The organism is Buttiauxella agrestis ATCC 33320 (assembly GCF_000735355.1).
GTDB classification, from domain to species: domain Bacteria; phylum Pseudomonadota; class Gammaproteobacteria; order Enterobacterales; family Enterobacteriaceae; genus Buttiauxella; species Buttiauxella agrestis.
Genome location: NZ_JMPI01000022.1, coordinates 154,991 through 172,119, shown reverse-complemented (window position 1 = coordinate 172,119; position 17,129 = coordinate 154,991). Strand labels below are relative to the sequence as shown.

General features: G+C 54.6%; 15 protein-coding genes. 6 read left to right on the top strand and 9 right to left on the bottom strand.

The features are described 5' to 3' along the window. Positions 1-100 precede the first annotated feature (100 nt). The 3 genes from glpA to glpC are packed head-to-tail and all read left to right on the top strand — an operon-like array spanning position 101 to position 4,172. Positions 101-1,720: an anaerobic glycerol-3-phosphate dehydrogenase subunit A gene (gene glpA, locus GBAG_RS05565; protein WP_034494077.1), complete on the top strand. Its 1,620-nt coding sequence runs from the start codon at positions 101-103 to the stop codon at positions 1,718-1,720. Next, entirely contained in the window at positions 1,717-2,976 is a 1,260-nt protein-coding gene (gene glpB, locus GBAG_RS05560) for a glycerol-3-phosphate dehydrogenase subunit GlpB (protein ID WP_034494075.1), read from the top strand. The genes glpA and glpB overlap by 4 nt, the downstream gene beginning before the upstream one ends. Next, positions 2,973-4,172 carry an anaerobic glycerol-3-phosphate dehydrogenase subunit GlpC gene (glpC, locus tag GBAG_RS05555; protein WP_034494073.1) on the top strand — a complete coding sequence of 400 codons (1,200 nt, stop codon included), beginning with the start codon at positions 2,973-2,975 and terminating at the stop codon, positions 4,170-4,172. The genes glpB and glpC overlap by 4 nt, the downstream gene beginning before the upstream one ends. Before the next feature lie 3 nt (positions 4,173-4,175). Here glpC and GBAG_RS05550 read toward each other — a convergent pair whose 3' ends face one another. From GBAG_RS05550 to tctD, 4 genes are all read right to left on the bottom strand, one after another. Further along, positions 4,176-5,372: a nicotinamide mononucleotide deamidase-related protein YfaY gene (locus GBAG_RS05550; RefSeq protein ID WP_034494072.1), complete on the bottom strand. Its 1,197-nt coding sequence runs from the start codon at positions 5,370-5,372 to the stop codon at positions 4,176-4,178. Positions 5,373-5,473: 101 nt separating this feature from the next. Continuing rightward, complete coding sequence (locus GBAG_RS05545; RefSeq protein ID WP_034494070.1) at positions 5,474-6,016, bottom strand: YfaZ family outer membrane protein; 543 nt, start codon at positions 6,014-6,016, stop codon at positions 5,474-5,476. Between the two features lie 165 nt (positions 6,017-6,181). After that, on the bottom strand, positions 6,182-7,588 hold the full coding sequence (locus GBAG_RS05540; protein WP_034494069.1) for a sensor histidine kinase: 1,407 nt from the start codon (positions 7,586-7,588) through the stop codon (positions 6,182-6,184). Beyond that, on the bottom strand, positions 7,575-8,249 hold the full coding sequence (gene tctD, locus GBAG_RS05535) for a transcriptional regulator TctD (RefSeq protein WP_034494068.1): 675 nt from the start codon (positions 8,247-8,249) through the stop codon (positions 7,575-7,577). Before tctD ends, GBAG_RS05540 begins: the two co-directional genes overlap by 14 nt. A gap of 132 nt (positions 8,250-8,381) precedes the next feature. Here tctD and GBAG_RS05530 point away from each other — a divergent pair, with 132 nt between their 5' ends. The 3 genes from GBAG_RS05530 to GBAG_RS05520 all read left to right on the top strand — a co-directional run bounded on the left by GBAG_RS05530 (position 8,382) and on the right by GBAG_RS05520 (position 11,417). After that, complete coding sequence (locus GBAG_RS05530; RefSeq protein WP_034494067.1) at positions 8,382-9,362, top strand: Bug family tripartite tricarboxylate transporter substrate binding protein; 981 nt, start codon at positions 8,382-8,384, stop codon at positions 9,360-9,362. Between the two features lie 12 nt (positions 9,363-9,374). Next, on the top strand, positions 9,375-9,806 hold the full coding sequence (locus GBAG_RS05525) for a tripartite tricarboxylate transporter TctB family protein (RefSeq protein WP_034494066.1): 432 nt from the start codon (positions 9,375-9,377) through the stop codon (positions 9,804-9,806). Positions 9,807-9,899: 93 nt separating this feature from the next. Further along, the gene (locus GBAG_RS05520; RefSeq protein WP_034494065.1) at positions 9,900-11,417 is read left to right on the top strand and encodes a tripartite tricarboxylate transporter permease; all 1,518 of its coding nucleotides are present in this window, start codon (positions 9,900-9,902) and stop codon (positions 11,415-11,417) included. A 45-nt stretch (positions 11,418-11,462) separates the two neighbouring features. Here the strand turns inward: GBAG_RS05520 and menE are convergent, their stop codons facing one another. The 5 genes from menE to menD are packed head-to-tail and all read right to left on the bottom strand — an operon-like array spanning position 11,463 to position 17,092. Beyond that, positions 11,463-12,827 (bottom strand): o-succinylbenzoate--CoA ligase, encoded by a 1,365-nt coding sequence (gene menE, locus GBAG_RS05515; protein WP_034494064.1) that lies wholly within the window; start codon positions 12,825-12,827, stop codon positions 11,463-11,465. Next, positions 12,824-13,789, bottom strand: a complete 966-nt coding sequence (gene menC / locus GBAG_RS05510) for an o-succinylbenzoate synthase (protein ID WP_034494063.1) — start codon at positions 13,787-13,789, stop codon at positions 12,824-12,826. Before menC ends, menE begins: the two co-directional genes overlap by 4 nt. Next, positions 13,789-14,646 (bottom strand): 1,4-dihydroxy-2-naphthoyl-CoA synthase, encoded by an 858-nt coding sequence (gene menB / locus GBAG_RS05505; protein WP_034494062.1) that lies wholly within the window; start codon positions 14,644-14,646, stop codon positions 13,789-13,791. The genes menC and menB overlap by 1 nt, the downstream gene beginning before the upstream one ends. Next, positions 14,643-15,425, bottom strand: coding sequence for a 2-succinyl-6-hydroxy-2,4-cyclohexadiene-1-carboxylate synthase (gene menH / locus GBAG_RS05500; protein WP_034494061.1), 783 nt, complete (start codon positions 15,423-15,425; stop codon positions 14,643-14,645). The genes menB and menH overlap by 4 nt, the downstream gene beginning before the upstream one ends. Further along, a complete protein-coding gene (gene menD / locus GBAG_RS05495; protein ID WP_034494060.1) occupies positions 15,422-17,092 on the bottom strand; it encodes a 2-succinyl-5-enolpyruvyl-6-hydroxy-3-cyclohexene-1-carboxylic-acid synthase in 1,671 nt (556 codons plus the stop codon). Before menD ends, menH begins: the two co-directional genes overlap by 4 nt. Positions 17,093-17,129: the final 37 nt, after the last annotated feature.

Here is a 17,129-nt window from a genome sequence, read left to right as displayed (position 1 = left end):
CACTTTATTTTCGATTTATGCTCGAATTTGCTCGATATCAAACATTTGAAAATTGATTTGTGGCTCAATTGTGTTCAAGAGAATTTTTCAGGAGCAGAGCATGGCGACGGGACGCAAAGAGAGGGATGTCATTATTATCGGCGGTGGCGCAACCGGTGCGGGAATTGCCCGCGACTGCGCCCGTCGCGGGTTGCAAACGCTGCTGCTCGAAAGACACGATATCGCCACCGGGGCGACGGGGCGAAACCACGGCTTACTCCACAGCGGCGCGCGGTACGCCATGACGGACAGCGAATCGGCCAGAGAATGCATTGAAGAAAACCGCATCCTTAAACGCGTCGCTCGCCATTGCATCGAACGCACAGACGGCCTGTTTATCACCCTTCCCGAAGACGATTTATCCCTCCAGAGTATATTCATCGCCTCCTGCCTGGACGCGGGAATTGATGCTCAGCGTATCGAACCCAAAGAAGCATTACGCCTGGAACCGGCCGCAAACCCTGAGTTGATTGGTGCGGTGCGCGTGCCTGATGGCACCGTCGACCCCTTCCGCCTGACCGCCGCCAACATGCTGGATGCCAGAGAGCACGGCGCTGAAATTCTCACCGGCCAGGAAGTCACTGGCCTGATTCGCAACAGCGATCGGGTTTGTGGGGTGCGCGTCTATAACCACAAAACCCAACAACAGCACGATTTATACGCAAGCGTAGTGGTGAATGCGGCCGGGATTTGGGGCCAGCACATCGCGGAATATGCTGATTTGCGGGTACGAATGCTGCCCGCAAAAGGCTCGCTGCTCATTCTTGGCCATCGCATCAATAACATGGTGATCAACCGCTGCCGCAAACCTGCTGACGCCGATATTCTGGTGCCCGGCGATACCATTTCACTGATTGGCACCACTTCTACGCCCATTGAATACGACCAAATCGACAATATGCGCGTCACGCCGCAAGAGGTCGATATCCTGATTCGTGAAGGCTCGAAACTGGCGCCAAAACTCGCGGCGACTCGTATTCTGCGCGCTTACGCAGGAGTGCGCCCGCTGGTAGCAAGCGACAACGATCCGACCGGGCGCAACGCCAGCCGAGGGATCGTGCTGCTTGATCACGCAAAGCGCGACGGGATGGACGGGTTTATCACCATCACCGGCGGCAAGCTAATGACTTATCGTCTGATGGCCGAATGGGCGACGAACGCAGTTTGTGAAAAGCTCGGTAATACCCAGGCTTGCTCCACCGCAACGGAGCCGCTTCCAGGCTCAGGAAGTTCTCCGGAAGAAACCCTGAGCAAAGTCATTTCTTTACCCCTCACTATCCGGCGATCGGCGGTCTGGCGTCATGGCGACCGCGCCGGGCAGTTGTTGGCTGGGGATCGTCTGAGCAACAGTCTGGTTTGTGAGTGTGAAGCGGTCACCGCAGGCGAAGTCCGTTACGCGGTTAACAATCTGGCCGTCAGTAATCTTGGTGATTTGCGCCGCCGCACCCGCGTGGGAATGGGGACTTGCCAGGGGGAACTTTGCGCCTGTCGCGCCGCGGGTTTATTACAACGTTTTGGCACCTCAACACCCGCGCAATCGCTCGAGCAGCTGTCCACTTTTCTCAATGAACGCTGGAAAGGTATTCGCCCGATAGCCTGGGATGATGCACTGAGGGAAAGCGAGTTCACCGCCTGGGTGTACCAGGGGTTGTGCGGGCTAAAAAAAGGATCACCACAATGAAATTCGATAGTCTGATTATTGGCGGTGGTTTAGCCGGACTGGTATGCGGGATTCGTCTGGCGGAGGTGGGTCTTCATTGCGCCATCGTCAGTCGTGGGCAAAGCGCCCTGCATTTTTCGTCAGGTTCGTTGGATTTGCTGGCGCAATTGCCCGACGGCAGCCCGGTAAACTCACCTTTAAGCGCACTCGAAGCCCTGAAACAACAAGCCCCTGAACACCCTTACAGCCTGATGGGTGCAGATAACGTCTGCCGTTATGCGGCCGAAAGCGAGGCGCTGCTGGCCCGGTGCAATATCACGCTCACAGGGAGTTATCAGCAAAATCATCAGCGCATTACACCGCTGGGAACACAACGGGCAACGTGGTTAAGCCCGGAAGAAATTCCCGTTGCCCCCCTCGCGTGGCAGCGCATTACGGTGGTCGGGATTGCCGGTTTTCTTGATTTCCAGCCTGAGCTGGTCGCCGGTTCGCTTGCTGATAATAATATTGAGGTTCAAGTAGCCGAGCTGACGCTTCCTGCCTTAGACACGCTGCGTAACAACCCCAGCGAATTTCGCGCCGCCAACATCGCCCGCGTGTTGGATATGCAAGAGCAGCAGCGCCTGCTTATTGAGGAGTTAAAAGCGCTGGCGAACAACACCGACGCCCTCTTCCTTCCGGCTTGTCTGGGAAGCGAAAACTCACTCGCCTGGCAGAACATCAGCCGCCAGTTATCCTGCCCGCTGCACCTGTTGCCCACACTCCCACCGTCAGTGCTCGGCATGCGCATGTCCCAACAATTGCGCCGCCGTTTCCAGCAACTGGGCGGAATCATCATGCCCGGTGATGCCGTCGTGAACACGGAAGTAGAGAATCATAACGTCCGCGCACTGTTCACCCGCAATCACGGCGAAGTCCCTCTACGAGCCAGGCATGTTGTGCTCGCCAGCGGCAGCTTTTTCAGTAATGGCCTGCAAGCGAAATTTGACGGCATCCGTGAAGCTATTTTTGGTCTTGATGTTCGTGCCCCGACGCAGCGTGAAGGCTGGAGCAAAGAGGATTTTTTCAGCCCGCAACCTTATTTGCAGGCGGGCGTTATCGTTGATGAACACTTTCACCCTTCTCGTGACGGGCAGCGCATTGAAAATCTGTTTGCTATCGGCTCGGTGCTCGCGGGCTTCGACCCCATTGAGCAAGGATGTGGCGCAGGTGTTTCAATGATGGGCGCACTGCATGTCGCCCGGCAAATTCTTGAGACTCAGGGGAGAAACCAATGAATCTGCTTGATGAAAAGAGTTTCGAAAACTGTATTAAATGCACCGTTTGTACCACCGTTTGCCCGGTGAGCCGGGTCAATCCTGATTATCCTGGCCCGAAGCAATCCGGGCCAGATGGCGAACGCCTGCGCCTGAAAGATGCAGCGCTTTACGATGATGCATTGAAATATTGCACCAACTGCAAACGTTGCGAAGTGGCCTGTCCGTCTGATGTGAAAATTGGCGATATTATTCAACGCGCTAAGGCTCGCTACGGTAAATCCAGGTTCAATCTAAGAGATGCCATTCTCAGCCATACCGATTTAATGGGCACGCTCTCGACGCCGTTTGCACCGCTGGTCAACACTGCGACGTCGCTCAAACCGGTGCGCAATTTGCTCGATAAAACCCTCGGCATTGACGGTCATCGCGAATTACCCAAATACTCTTCCGGCACGTTTCGCGGCTGGTATCGCAAACAAGCCGCCGCTCAAAAAGCTTTTGCGGAACAGGTCGCGTTTTTCCACGGCTGCTACGTTAATTACAACCACTCCGATCTCGGCAAAGATTTAGTCCGCGTGATGAACGCCATGGGATTTGGTGTGCAATTGCTGGAGCGGGAAAAATGCTGTGGCGTGCCATTGATTGCCAACGGTTTTATCGACAAAGCTAAAAAGCAGGCCGCGATTAATGCTGCCTCTCTGGAGAAAGCGGTGATTGAGCAAGGGCTTCCAGTCATTGCCACGTCTTCTACCTGCACGTTTACTTTACGCGACGAATACCCGCAGGTGTTGGACATCGACACTCGCCCGATGCGCGACCATATAGAACTGGCGACACGTTTTATCTGGAAGCAGCTGGAAAGCGGGAAAGAGCTAAAGCTTAAAGCATTGCCGTTACGAATCGCCTACCACACGCCATGCCACATGGAGAAAATGGGTTGGTCGTTATATACGCTCGATTTATTACGCCGTCTGCCAGGCGTGGAGCTGATAATACTGGAGTCTCTATGCTGCGGAATTGCCGGAACCTATGGATTTAAAAAGGAAAACTATAATACGTCGCAAAGCATTGGAGCGCCGTTATTCCAGCAAATAGAAGAAAGCGGGGTCGATTTAGTCGTGACGGATTGCGAAACCTGTAAATGGCAGATTGAGATGTCTACCAGTAAAAAATGCGAGCACCCGATTACGCTATTAGCCCGAGCGCTCGCTTAGCTTTTAGATTTCTAGTGAGTCAACAACGTTAACCCAGCCATGCTCGGCGGCAACATCCTGCCCATTGAGCCAGCGGCGCAGCATGTTTAATGCCATCATCGCGCAGACTTCCTGGCGGATGCGCAGGGCGTGGCGGGTCACGCTAAACTTCACTTGCAGACCGTAAGTGCCTTTTGGCGTATGCAGGGCGAAATTCAGATGCTCGTCATCGAGGCACCCGACCACCAGCGCCACCGCACTCCCCGCTTGCAGCGCGAAGGCCTTTGCACGCTCAGTGATTTGCATCAGGGTTTCAGGGCGCGCGGAAAGCACTTCACTGTTACCCAGCGGCGCTTGTGCGCTGGAGAGTTGCAAACACAGCAGCCCAGCGGTGAATTGCTCGCTGACCGCCACGTTGAGCGATTGGTCGCGCAGACGTTGCGCCAACTGCGCAGGCAAACCCTCAGTCCCTTCAAAAATGGTGCTTTCACCGGCCACGCGCTGAACTTCAGGCCAGATGGCTTCCATTGCTGCGCGCTGCGTGGCAGGGCCGGTCAGTTTTAGCTCGATAATTGGCATGGATGAGCGATAGCCCATCACTGCGCCTTCCGGCAACGGGATCGGTTCAAGGCTTTGTGCCAGTTCACTTTCAGAGCGCCCAAACGTCGTCAGACGCAGGCAAACTGGAGGTTCAGGCAGAACAAAGCGTTCGCGCAAGCGCGGCATGATTTGTTGCTCGACCATCACTTTAAATTCAGAAGGCACGCCGGGAGTGAAAAACATCAGGCAGCGGTTGAGTTGCAGCGCAAAACCACACGCGGTGCCGACCGGGTTATCCACCATTTCGCTGGTTGCAGGAATCAGCGCTTGTTTGCGATTGCTCGGTGCCATTTCACGCCCACGCTCGGCAAAGAAACGCTCCATTTGCGCAAGCCATTCCTGATGCATCACCAGTTCCACACCTGCGGCAGTGGCGGCGGCAAGCGCACTGAGATCGTCGCTGGTTGGCCCAAGTCCACCGTTCACAATCAGAATATCGGCCTGCTCGCTGCGCTCTTTGAGCACTGCAATGAGATCGTCAAGACTGTCACCCACCGTGTTACGGCGAGACATCGGTAAACCCTGGTTAAAAAAGTAATCAGCAAGCCAGGCTGCGTTGGTATCAATAATTTGACCATGCAGCACTTCGTCGCCGGTAGACAGCATTTCCACTTTTATCATTGTTAAACTCCGCGGGAAGGGAACGAATTACTATAACTCAAGCGGATGAAGATCGGCGGGAAATGAGTAAGCCGCAGCAGAGCTGCTGCGGCCTGGATAAATTAAAAACCGGCGGAAACGCCGACGTACGGGCCGTCTGCAATGGCGTTATCGCGGTTGCCATCTTTGCCATCAACACCAATATAGCGATAACCGGCTTCTACGGTAATTGGACGTATAATGGTCCAGCGTGCGCCAGCGCTAGCTTCTTGATAATCTTTTACGCCGCTTGAGAGAGAGTCTGGGGAGTAGTAGTAATCACCAAACACAGAGAAGCTATTGAAGATTTCCCAGCTCAAACCGCCGCCGACGGCAACGGCGTAACCTTCATCGCCATCTTTTGGATTCAGATATACCGCACGGCCACCCACGGTACCCATAAATGGACCCAATGGCACATTCAGACCCAGGCCTAAACCAGCGGTATCGCCGTCGTCATCGTTATGTGCGTAGTTGCCGTTCATCGTCAGGCCTGCAGAATCTTGACCAAAGCCAACTGCCACGTTGGTGTATTTTTCACCCGCCTGGCCACTGATGCTAATCGCGCTTGCTGATGCTGAAACGAGAGCCAAACCGGCAACAGTTGCTATTAATAATTTGTTCATGCTTTCAATCCTAAGCAGTAAAAAGGGATGTCCCTGAAAAGAGGCCGATTTTACAGCCAGTATTGATGTAATCAATCTGTTAGAAATGCTTTTTGTCTTTCGTTTGTAAGAAAATGAAAATGAAAGGCCAAGGCGAGAGTCGATGGATTTTTCCCCCGGCTGTTGTTAAACCGCAGCCAGTTTAATTTTCACCAGCAATCCGCCCGATTCTGCGCGCAATAACTCAGGTCTCGTCCGGTGATAACGCGCAATATCATTCACCAGCGCCAGTCCAATTCCCGCCCCACTTTGCGCAGCACTATTATCTAAACGATGGAACGGCATCAGCGCATGGCGAACCAGCCCGCTCTCAATGCCTGGGCCGCTATCCTCGATTTCCAGACAGGCAAATTGCGTTTCATCACGAGTTACCCGAATCGTCACCACGCCATTTTCGGGCGTATATTTCAGCGCGTTATCCAGCAGGTTAATGCACATCTCAGCCAGCAACACAGGCTCACCTGTTATCCATTCCTCGTCTAATCCTTCATACCCCAGATCGATATTTTTACTTCTCGCCTGCGCCATGCTCGAGAAACAGCACGCCTGGGCGATTTTCACCAAATCCACCAGCTCCATAGCCTGCCTCTCTGTCTGGTCAAGGCGGCTTAAACGTGAAAGCTGTAATAAACGTTCGGTTAAGTGGATGGTGCTATCGAGCGTGGTTTGCATCGCGACCAGGCTTTCGCGCCACTGCATCGGATCAGGGCTACTGAGCGCAACGGCGGCCTGGGTTTTTAGCACGGTTAATGGCGTTCGCAACTGGTGAGAAGCATCTGCGCTGAACCGCGATTGCCGGGCCAGTACGCCGCGCAGGCTTTCGATGTAGCGGTTAAACGAAACAATCAATAAGCGGGTTTCCGACCAGGGCAATAAATCGGGCAATGGCGTTAAATCGCCTGGGTCACGGCGCACCATTTGCACCGAAAGCTGGCGCATCGGCTTGAGTACGCGTCGTAATAATAGCCAGGCAAGCGTTAACGTCAGTAACACCAGGCCGCCCTGAGTGAGCGTGGCAGAAGCCAATAAACGTACCGCCAGGTAGTACCTTGATTGAACGGTTTCGGCAACGATAATTTGCGCCATACCGTTTACCCCACCCTCGTTAACCGGCTGGAGCAGACGTGCCACGCGCAATTCTTGCCCGCGATAGGTGGCGTTATAGAACCACGCCAATGCCGGGTAAAGTTCAGTGCCGGGCGTGTTTTCAGGCATGTCGGGTAAATCGTCATAACCCGAAATCACCTTGCCTTGCGTGTCGGTGACTTTGTAATACAGCCGGTCATTCATGTTGCGCTCAAAGCTGTCGAGCACCACCCAGGGCACATCCACGTCAAGCTTTCCATCATGCACAACCAACTGTTCTGCGACGGTGCGGGTCGAGGCCAGCAAAGTGCGGTCGTAGGCTTGAGTCGCGGCATTCATCGCGCTCAAATAACTGCTGACCGCAGAAAACCCCCACAAAATAAACAGCGGTAAACCGAGAAAAAGCAGCAATTGTCCGAATAACGATTGCGGCTTAATGGTTTGCATCGCTGCACTCCAGCACGTAGCCAAGCCCGCGCAGCGTGGTGATTTGCACATTACTGCTGGCCAATTTCTTACGTAGCCGATGAATATATAGCTCGATGCTTTCCGGGCTGGCTTCATCGCTCAAACTAAACACCTGTTCAAACAGTTGCTGTTTGGGAACCGGGCGCGTGCGGCGGTACATCAGCACCGTCAAAATGGCGTGTTCACGCGGGGTTAATGCCAGCGGTTTATTCTCCAGCAGAAAATAGCCGTCATCATGTAAACCGAGCTGCCCCAATTGCTGCTGCTCATGGATTTGTCCTTCGCTGCGCCGCACCAGCGCCCGCAGTCGCGCATCGAGTTCCTCTAATTCAAACGGTTTCGGCAAATAATCGTCGGCTCCGGTGTTCAGCCCTTTCACTCGATCACTCACCGCGCTGTGCGCCGTCAGCAACAGTACCGGCAGCGTCTGCCCGCGCTTGCGCAAACGCTGTAAAACCTCAAGACCATCCATTCTCGGCATCCCGATATCCATCACCGCGACCGCATAACGTTCGTTTTGTAATAGATGGTCGGCGGCGTGGCCGTCAAACACACAATCTACGGCAAAGCCCGCTTGTATCAGGGCTTTCTCCAGCCAGTGAGCCAGCTCACGGTTATCTTCAGCCAGTAAGAGACGCATATCACATCCTGTAAAGTTTCGGTACGCATGAAAGGTAAATGAAAGGTTAATGACTTAACAATCACGCAACCGAGCTACTGCAAGGCGGCTCACATAATGAGAAACATCTACCGGTTTAACGTGAGGATGAAAATGAAACGAACCCTACTCTCTGCCCTTACCGCTTCAGCTTTGTTGTTAACTGCTTTTAATACGCTGGCAGCAGAAGTCCCTTCTCGTACCGAATGTATCGCTCCTGCTAAACCCGGCGGCGGTTTTGACCTGACCTGCAAACTGATTCAGGTCAGCCTGCAAGAAACCGGCGTGCTTGAAAAACCGATGCGCGTCACTTATATGCCAGGCGGCGTTGGCGCGGTGGCCTATAACGCGATTGTTGCCCAGCGCCCTGCCGAAGCGGGAACGGTGGTCGCATTTTCCGGCGGTTCACTGCTGAACCTGTCGCAAGGTAAGTTTGGCCGTTATGGCGTGGATGATGTGCGCTGGCTGGCAAGTGTGGGCACCGATTACGGCATGATTGCGGTGCGGGCTGATTCGCCGTGGAAAGATTTGAAATCGCTGCTCGCGGCGATGGAAAAAGATCCTAACAGCGTGGTGATTGGTGCGGGTGCATCAATCGGCAGCCAGGACTGGATGAAAACCGCGCTGCTTGCGCAAAAAGCCCATGTCGATCCGCACAAGATGCGTTACGTCGCCTTTGAGGGCGGCGGCGAGCCGGTTACCGCGTTGATGGGCAACCATGTGCAAGCGGTATCGGGCGATTTGAGCGAAATGGTGCCATATCTCAACGGCGACAAACTGCGCGTGCTGGCAGTGTTCTCTGAAGAGCGTCTGCCTGGCGAACTGGCAAAAATCCCTACCGCAAAAGAGCAAGGTTTTGACCTGGTATGGCCGATTATTCGCGGCTTCTACGTCGGCCCGAAAGTGACTGATGCGGAATATCAGTGGTGGGTCAACACCTTTAACAAGCTCCAGCAAACCGAAGATTTCAAAAAGCAACGTGACTTGCGCGGCCTGTTCGAGTTCAACATGAGCGGCAAAGAACTGGATGACTACGTGAAGAAACAAGTGACGGGTTATCGCGAACAAGCCAAAGCGTTTGGGCTTGCTAAGTAACCGGAGGCGATGATGAGCGATCGTATTTTTGCCGGGATCTGGATTGTTCTGTGCATTGGCGGCCTGTTTGTCGGCTGGCAAATTCAGAGCGAATACAGCTACGAACCCGTTGGGCCACGCCCGTTTCCCATGGCTATTCTCGGCCTGATGTTGATGTGCGCGGTGCTGTTAATTTTACGCCACCCGGATGTTGTGGAATGGCCGCATCGCCGAACGTTGCAACGCCTGGTGATTATGGTCATCAGCCTGGCGCTGTATGCCTGGACGTTTGAATGGCTCGGTTTCCCACTGGCAACGACGCTCCTCACCGCCTGTTTCGGCATGTTGTTTGGCGCGACAATTCCGGCGGCATTAATTTCCGGCGTGGTGATGGGAGGAGTGTTGTTTTACTCCTTTGACCGCCTGTTGGATGTGACGCTGCCTCTCGGTGTTTGGCTGAACTGACCTACGATCTAGCCCCTTTAGATTTCGAGGTGCAGGAAGGCGGCAAACTCACGCACCTGTAACTTGAAAGATGACGGGGCGAACGGAGTACTTATGGATACCTGGTTCTATTTATCGCAAGGTTTTGCCGTTGCCCTGACGCCGGAAAACCTGATGATTGCCCTGATTGGCTGCTTTGTTGGCACCATCGTCGGGCTGCTACCGGGCCTCGGCCCAATTAACGGCGTAGCGATTTTGCTGCCGCTGGCGTTCGCTCTGAAATTACCACCGGAGTCCGCGCTGATTCTGCTGGCTACGGTCTACATTGGATGCGAATACGGAGGGCGTATCTCATCAATACTGCTTAACGTGCCGGGGGATGCGGCTGCCATCATGACCGCGCTCGATGGCTACCCGATGGCAAAAGAAGGTCGCGGTGGCGTGGCGTTGTCCATTTCTGCGGTGAGTTCGTTTATCGGTTCATTGCTGGCCATCACCGGCATCATCCTTTTTGCTCCAGCACTGGCGCAGTGGTCGCTGGCATTTGGCCCTGCGGAATACTTTGCCTTAATGGTTTTTGCCATTGCCTGCCTTGGTAGCATGATGGCGCAAAATCCGCTGAAGTCGTTCCTTGCAGCGTTGATTGGTCTGGGTCTTGCCACCGTCGGAGTGGATGCCAACACCGGGGTATATCGCTTCACATTTGATAGCGTTCACCTCTCCGACGGTGTGCAATTTATTGTGGTAGTTATTGGCCTGTTCTCGGTTTCAGAAATTCTGTTAATGCTCGAGAGCACCAGCAGTGGGCAGGTTCTGGTCCGCAAAACCGGGCGCATGATGTTTAACATGAAGGAAGCCGCACAATGCACCGGGGCAACGTTGCGTTCTTCGGTTATCGGTTTCTTCGTCGGCATTCTGCCGGGCGCGGGAGCCACCATCGCCAGTGCCATTGCCTATATGACCGAGAAGAAAATCAGCGGTAATAGCGAAACCTTTGGTAAAGGCGATATTCGCGGCGTGGCCGCGCCGGAAGCGGCAAACAATGCTTCGGCCTGCGGTTCGTTTATCCCGATGTTAACGCTGGGTGTTCCAGGTTCCGGCACCACGGCGGTGATGATGGGCGCGCTGACGCTTTACAACATCACGCCAGGCCCGGCCATGTTTACCGAGCAGCCGGATATCGTTTGGGGATTGATTGCGTCACTGCTGATTGCCAACGTGATGCTGCTGATTATGAATATCCCGCTCATTGGCTTCTTTACGAAGATGTTGAGTATTCCACTGTGGTTCCTGGTGCCTGCAATTGCTGCCGTTTCTGCGGTGGGCGTTTATGCGGTACACAGCACCACTTTCGACTTGCTGTTGATGGTCGGGCTGGGTGTGCTGGGTTATATCCTGCGGAAGATGCACTTCCCGATGTCGCCGCTGATTCTGGGTTTTGTTCTCGGGGAAATGCTCGAGCAAAACCTGCGTCGCGCGCTGTCTATCAGCAACGGCGGGTTGAGCATTCTGTGGGAAAGTGGCGTGGCGAAAAGCCTGTTGATTATGGCGATTGTGGTTATCGTTGTGCCGCCGGTTCTGCGTTTGATTCGCCGCCATCGTAATAAATCAGTATTAGAATCAGGTTTGTAGGTCGGGCAAACGCAGCGTCCCCGACATTAAATCAAGCGGGTGGGTCTAAATTTTAGCCACCCGCTTTACCCATAACGTTAATTGCAAACGCGAAATCTTAATCCCGCCCTGCTTCATCTCATCCGGCAAACGCAGCCAGCGCACGGGCTGCTGAAAACGCGCCACTTTGCCCTGTAGCCATTCGGTCAGCAGCGATATATCAAAATCTTCATCGGCTTCAACGACCGCCACCGGGCGATGGCCGAATTCGGGATCATCAACCGGGACGACAAACACCAGTCTGACTGCCGGGTGCTGCGCGATAACGCTTTCAATTTCTTCCGGCTGGATCCCTTCTCCACCGCTGAAAAACAGGTTGTCGAGACGGCCAATAATTGTCAGCCGACGGCCATGTAAAACGCCACGATCGCGGGTGGCAAACCAGCCTTCCGCATTCACCAACGGCTGCACAACGCCTGATTTCCAGTAACCTGAAGCCAGGCTGCTGGCACGAATCCACACTTCGCCATCAACTATTTTAACTTCGCGGCCCGGCAACGCTTCGCCAACATCCGGCAACCCGTCAGCGCGTTTAGCGCACACCGTTGATGCCAGCTCTGTTAAGCCATAACCGCACCAGCAATTGATCCCTTTTTCCTGTGCCGCCTGGGTGAGTTCAACGGGAATAGCCGCCCCACCCAGTAATACTTCGCGCAACGCCAGGCGAGATGAGCGCTCCAGCAAACGCCAGAGTTGTGTCGGGACGAGAGAAGCGTGAGTGCAGCCTTGCAGCGCTTCATCCAACGGGTGTAAATCACGCACCACCATGCAACCGCCTGCCAACAACCAGCGCCACAAAATACCCTGCCCGGAGACATGGAACAGCGGCAGCGAAAGCAACCAGCTACCGCTCGCACCATAGTTCATTACCGCCAACACCCCAGCGGCGCTGGCAAGATGCGCCGCAACGGTATGCACCGCAGCTTTTGGCAAACCCGTGGAGCCAGAGGTCAGCGTCATCGAGGCAAATCGCGAGGGCTGCCACTCGGCATGATAACCCTCGCCTTCCACCCACGTTAACGCATTGATATGCGCAACGGTGAGCGGTGAGCCGAAAGTAAGCGCATGGCTAATGGTCAGCTCAGGAAGTAATTGCTCAAGTAATGAATCTGGTAATTGCGGATTAAGCGGTAAAACACGCGCCCCACATTGCAATAACGCGAGGAACGCCAGCACCATTTCCGGGCTGTTTTTCGAGCGCAGCACGACGCCTTGATCCGCACGCACACCTTGTTGCTGGAAACCGCCTGCCAGCCGATCAACACGCTGGCACAACTCGCGCCAGGTCAGGCTTTCATGCCCTAATGTCAGCGCGAGTTGACTACCGCGAATTTGCGCCCAATGTTGCCACGGAAAATCTTGAAAACTCATAACACTCGCTCAAGGGATTCCAGTGACCAGCACGGAAGCGGGCTATTTGGCCATTCGCGCACTAACTGCGCCTGCATCAACGACAGCGTATCCAGGCCAGGTAAAGTTTGCGGCGTTAACCACGCGGCAATTCTCGCCAGTTGCGTCAGGCCGAGGCTTGATTCAATCGACGAGCTGATGACTGCCGTCAACCCCAGCGCATGGGCTTGCTCGACCTGTTGACGAACTTTCGCCAGGCTGCCGGTTAAAGTGGGCTTGATAACGACCGCACTCAGCCCCGGTTCGGCGGCAAATTCAAAATCAGGTTCACGCAGGCTTTCATCCCAGGCGATGGCGATACCGGTTTCACGAGCAAATTCGCGCGACTGCTCGCGTGTTTTGCACGGTTCTTCGATAAACGCGATGCGCGGGCGGAAATCCGGGTTCACATATTTGGCGAACTGCTGCGCTTTGAGCGGTGTCCATCCACGGTTCGCATCAAGACGCAAACGCAAATCAGGGATCGCTTCGAGCAACAAATTGACCACCATGCCATCGCGCACGGCTTCGTACAGACCCACTTTCACCTTGGCGATTTTCTCGCCGGGAATAGCGGCAAGCATGGCAAATAGTTCGTCTGGATCGCCGGTACACAACGGCGCGGCGCGGTAATCCGCCTGCTGTGGCAATTCACCGCTGATTTCCGCCAGCGCGCAACTCAGACCAAATGCCACCGACGGCATTTCAGGCAATTCGTCGTTGTGGCCCGTTTGCCAGGTCTGTAGCCAGGCCTGCGCCACGTTTTGCGCCTCTTCGAGCGTTTCTGCGCTAAAACCCGGCAACGGCGAAATCTCACCGCAGCCTTGTTTGTCGCCGTCTGTCAGGCGCACCAGCAGACCGTCACGCGTTTTCAGGCGCCGATCACGCAGCACCACACCCGCATCCATCGGCACCTGAAAGCGCCACAGTTCGACGCGACGCATTACGGATTCCGTTTAAATTTGCTGAAGTCCGGCTGGCGTTTTTGGTTGAACGCGTTGCGGCCTTCCTGACCTTCTTCGGTCATGTAGAACAGCATAGTGGCGTTACCCGCCAGTTCTTGCAGACCCGCCTGGCCGTCGCAATCGGCATTCAGCGCAGCCTTCAGGCAACGCAGAGCCATAGGGCTGTTTTGCAACATTTCACGACACCAGCGCACGGTCTCTTTTTCCAGGTCGGCATTCGGCACCACGGTGTTGACCAGGCCCATATCCAGCGCTTCTTTCGCGTCGTACTGGCGGCACAGGAACCAGATTTCACGGGCTTTTTTCTGGCCGACGATACGCGCCATGTAAGAGGCCCCCCAACCGCCATCGAACGAACCGACTTTAGGGCCAGTCTGGCCGAAGACCGCGTTTTCAGCTGCAATAGTCAGGTCGCACATCATGTGCAGCACGTGACCGCCACCGATGGAGTAACCAGCAACCATCGCCACAACCGGTTTTGGACAGGTACGAATCTGGCGCTGGAAATCGAGCACGTTCAGGTGGTGAGTGCCGCTTGCGTCCTGATAGCCGCCGTAATCGCCACGTACTTTCTGGTCGCCGCCTGCGCAGAAGGCTTTTTCGCCTTCGCCGGTCAGAATGATGGTGCCGATATTGTCGTCATATCGAGCATCAGCCAGCGCATTGATCATTTCTTTCACGGTCAGCGGACGGAATGCGTTGCGGACTTCCGGGCGGTTGATGGTGATTTTCGCAATGCCATCGGTAGATTTGTGATAACGAATATCGGTGTAACCTTCCGAGCAATCCTGCCATTCAATTGGGGCATAGAGCATTTGTTCATCTGGATAAATCATGGTGTTTCCTCGCCAGGTTTTCGCAATAAGTTGAGCAGGCAAGCACTGAATGCGGCCGGGTTTTCCCGGTGCGCATTGTGGCCTGCGGCAGTAATAAGATGTGGTGTCTGGCCTGAGCTTTGCGCCACGGCACGGAACTTGTCGTCCCACTCACCACAGATGTAGTAAAAAGGCTGCGGTAATTGTTGTAGCGCGGCCTGCAAATTGGGCTGATTTCCTAATGACGTTGCTTCAAGCATAGCAGCGAGACTTAACGCATTATTCTGGCTGCGAACCGCAATGAGTTCATGACGTTGCTCATCATTGAGCGACTGAAATACCGGCTGTTGATACCAGTCTGCAAGCACGTCTTTTAGGGGGGCGGTACGCAATCGCTGCGCCCAACGCCGGTCGCTGGATTGCCTTTCAGCACGCGCATTTTCATCCGCAAGGCCGGGGTGACTCCCTTCAACAATCAGACCCTGCAAACCCGCATTTTCACCCTGACAGGCGTGGTAAATTCCCACTCGCCCGCCAAGTGAGTAAGCAATCAGCCAGTATTTTAGGATGTTGTAACTAACAAGAGTTTTACGCAGTAATTCATCAACGTGTTGAAAGTTTTCGACCGAAATATCCGCAGATTTTCCGTGACCGGGTAAATCAATGTGCAGTTGCGGCCAGTCGGTGAAGTTGTCACTGAGAGGTTGCCACTCTTGCTGGCAGCCTAAAAAGCCGTGCAGCCAGACCAGGCATGGCAAATTTGCATCCCGCCCTTCACGAAAAACCGCATGTAAAATCATGCCTGGCTGACCTGCGCCAGCAAATGCTGCAACGTTTGCGCACCGTCAGTTTCACCCACCGTCAGCTCGATAACTGTCGCGTGAGGCATACGCCAGGCATGGTCTACGGCAGTTTGTAATTCGTCCCAGCTTGCCGGGTTATGGTAACTGAGACTAAACATTGCCGCGGCGTGGGCAAAGTTGACGTTTTGCGGCATGCAGTAGAAGCGCTCGCGTTCAGCGGCAGGCGTTGGCAACAATGAGAAAATTTGCCCACCATTGTTATTCACAATCAGCAGCACAAACGGCGCGGAGACTTCACGTAAAAGTGCCAGCGAGTTCATGTCGTAAAGCGCTGAGAGATCGCCCACAATGGCCAGCGTCGAGCGTGCCGTCGCGCGTTGCACCCCCGCCGCCGTTGAGAGCAAACCATCAATGCCGCTTGCGCCACGGTTGCTGTAAACCGGATAGCCCGCAGGCAATTGTGCGAAAGAATCCACCAGGCGAACAATCAAGCTATTGCCGACAAACAGTTGCCCGGCATCGGGTAACAATTCAGGCAGGCGCGCGGCGACTTGCGCTTCGCCAAATTCAGTCGTGCCTTTCTTCACCGCCTGCTGCGCGATTTTTGCCAGCGTGGTTAATTTTTCATCCCACGCCATGCGTTTCTCAGCCGGATGCAGCTCCAGCCACTCGCTAATATCACACGATAAGCGGCGGCCACGATGGTTTGCCGCGTCGAGTCGGCCGGGTAGATTATCCACCAGCCAGTATTCTTCAGGCTCACAGGTCGCTTGCCATTGCAGCACGCGTTTTCCGGTCAGGCTGCTGCCGAACTGGATAATAATTTGTGCTTCGGCAAGTTCAGTCACCGCCTGGCTGTTGCTTAACCATAAATCCGCACAGGGCAACGGTTGACCCGTTTGCGAGAGCACATCGCCAATCAGCGGCCAGCCGAGCATTTTTGCCCATGCGGCAACGTGTTTTCCTTCTTCGGCATTCAAACGCCCAGCTACGACCACACCGCGTTTTTGCCGCCAGAAAAACCAGTCGCGTTGTTTCACCGCTTCTTGTGCGGAGCTGGTGCGCAGCCAGGGTTTATCACTTTGCCACCAGTCACCCAGCGCCTGTTGCCAGCTCATGCCGGTTTCATCAGGTTCGCCGTATAACGGTTCGGCAAAGGGACAATTGATGTGAACGGCACCGCCCGTTTGCTGGCCGAGTGCGTGATCTATCGTCGAAACCAACCAGCGAGCGGGAATATCCTGCGTTGGACGCGGTAAGTTAATCGAGTCAGTGGGATGGGAGCTAAAAATTCCAGGCTGGCGGATGGCCTGATTAGCACCGCAATCAATAAGCTCAGGCGGGCGATCGGCGGTGAGAACCACCAGTTTTTCACCCGTCAAACCGGCTTCAATGATGGCCGGATAGAGGTTTGCAACTGCCGTGCCGGAGGTCACAATGATGGCGACGGGAGCCTGACTGGCTTTTGCCAGGCCTAATGCCAGATGCCCTAAACCCCGCTCATCAAAGTGCGTATGGCAAATAAAAGCCCGGTTTTCGGCCGCGCCAAGCGTCAGCGGCGTAGAACGCGAACCCGGTGCGATGCACACATGGCGCACGCCGTGGCGAGTTAGCGCTTCAAGGATTACCGTAGCCCAACGGCGGTTAAACGAGCTTATCGACATAGTTCAGTCCTGAGTCAATTTTGCTGACTCATTATAA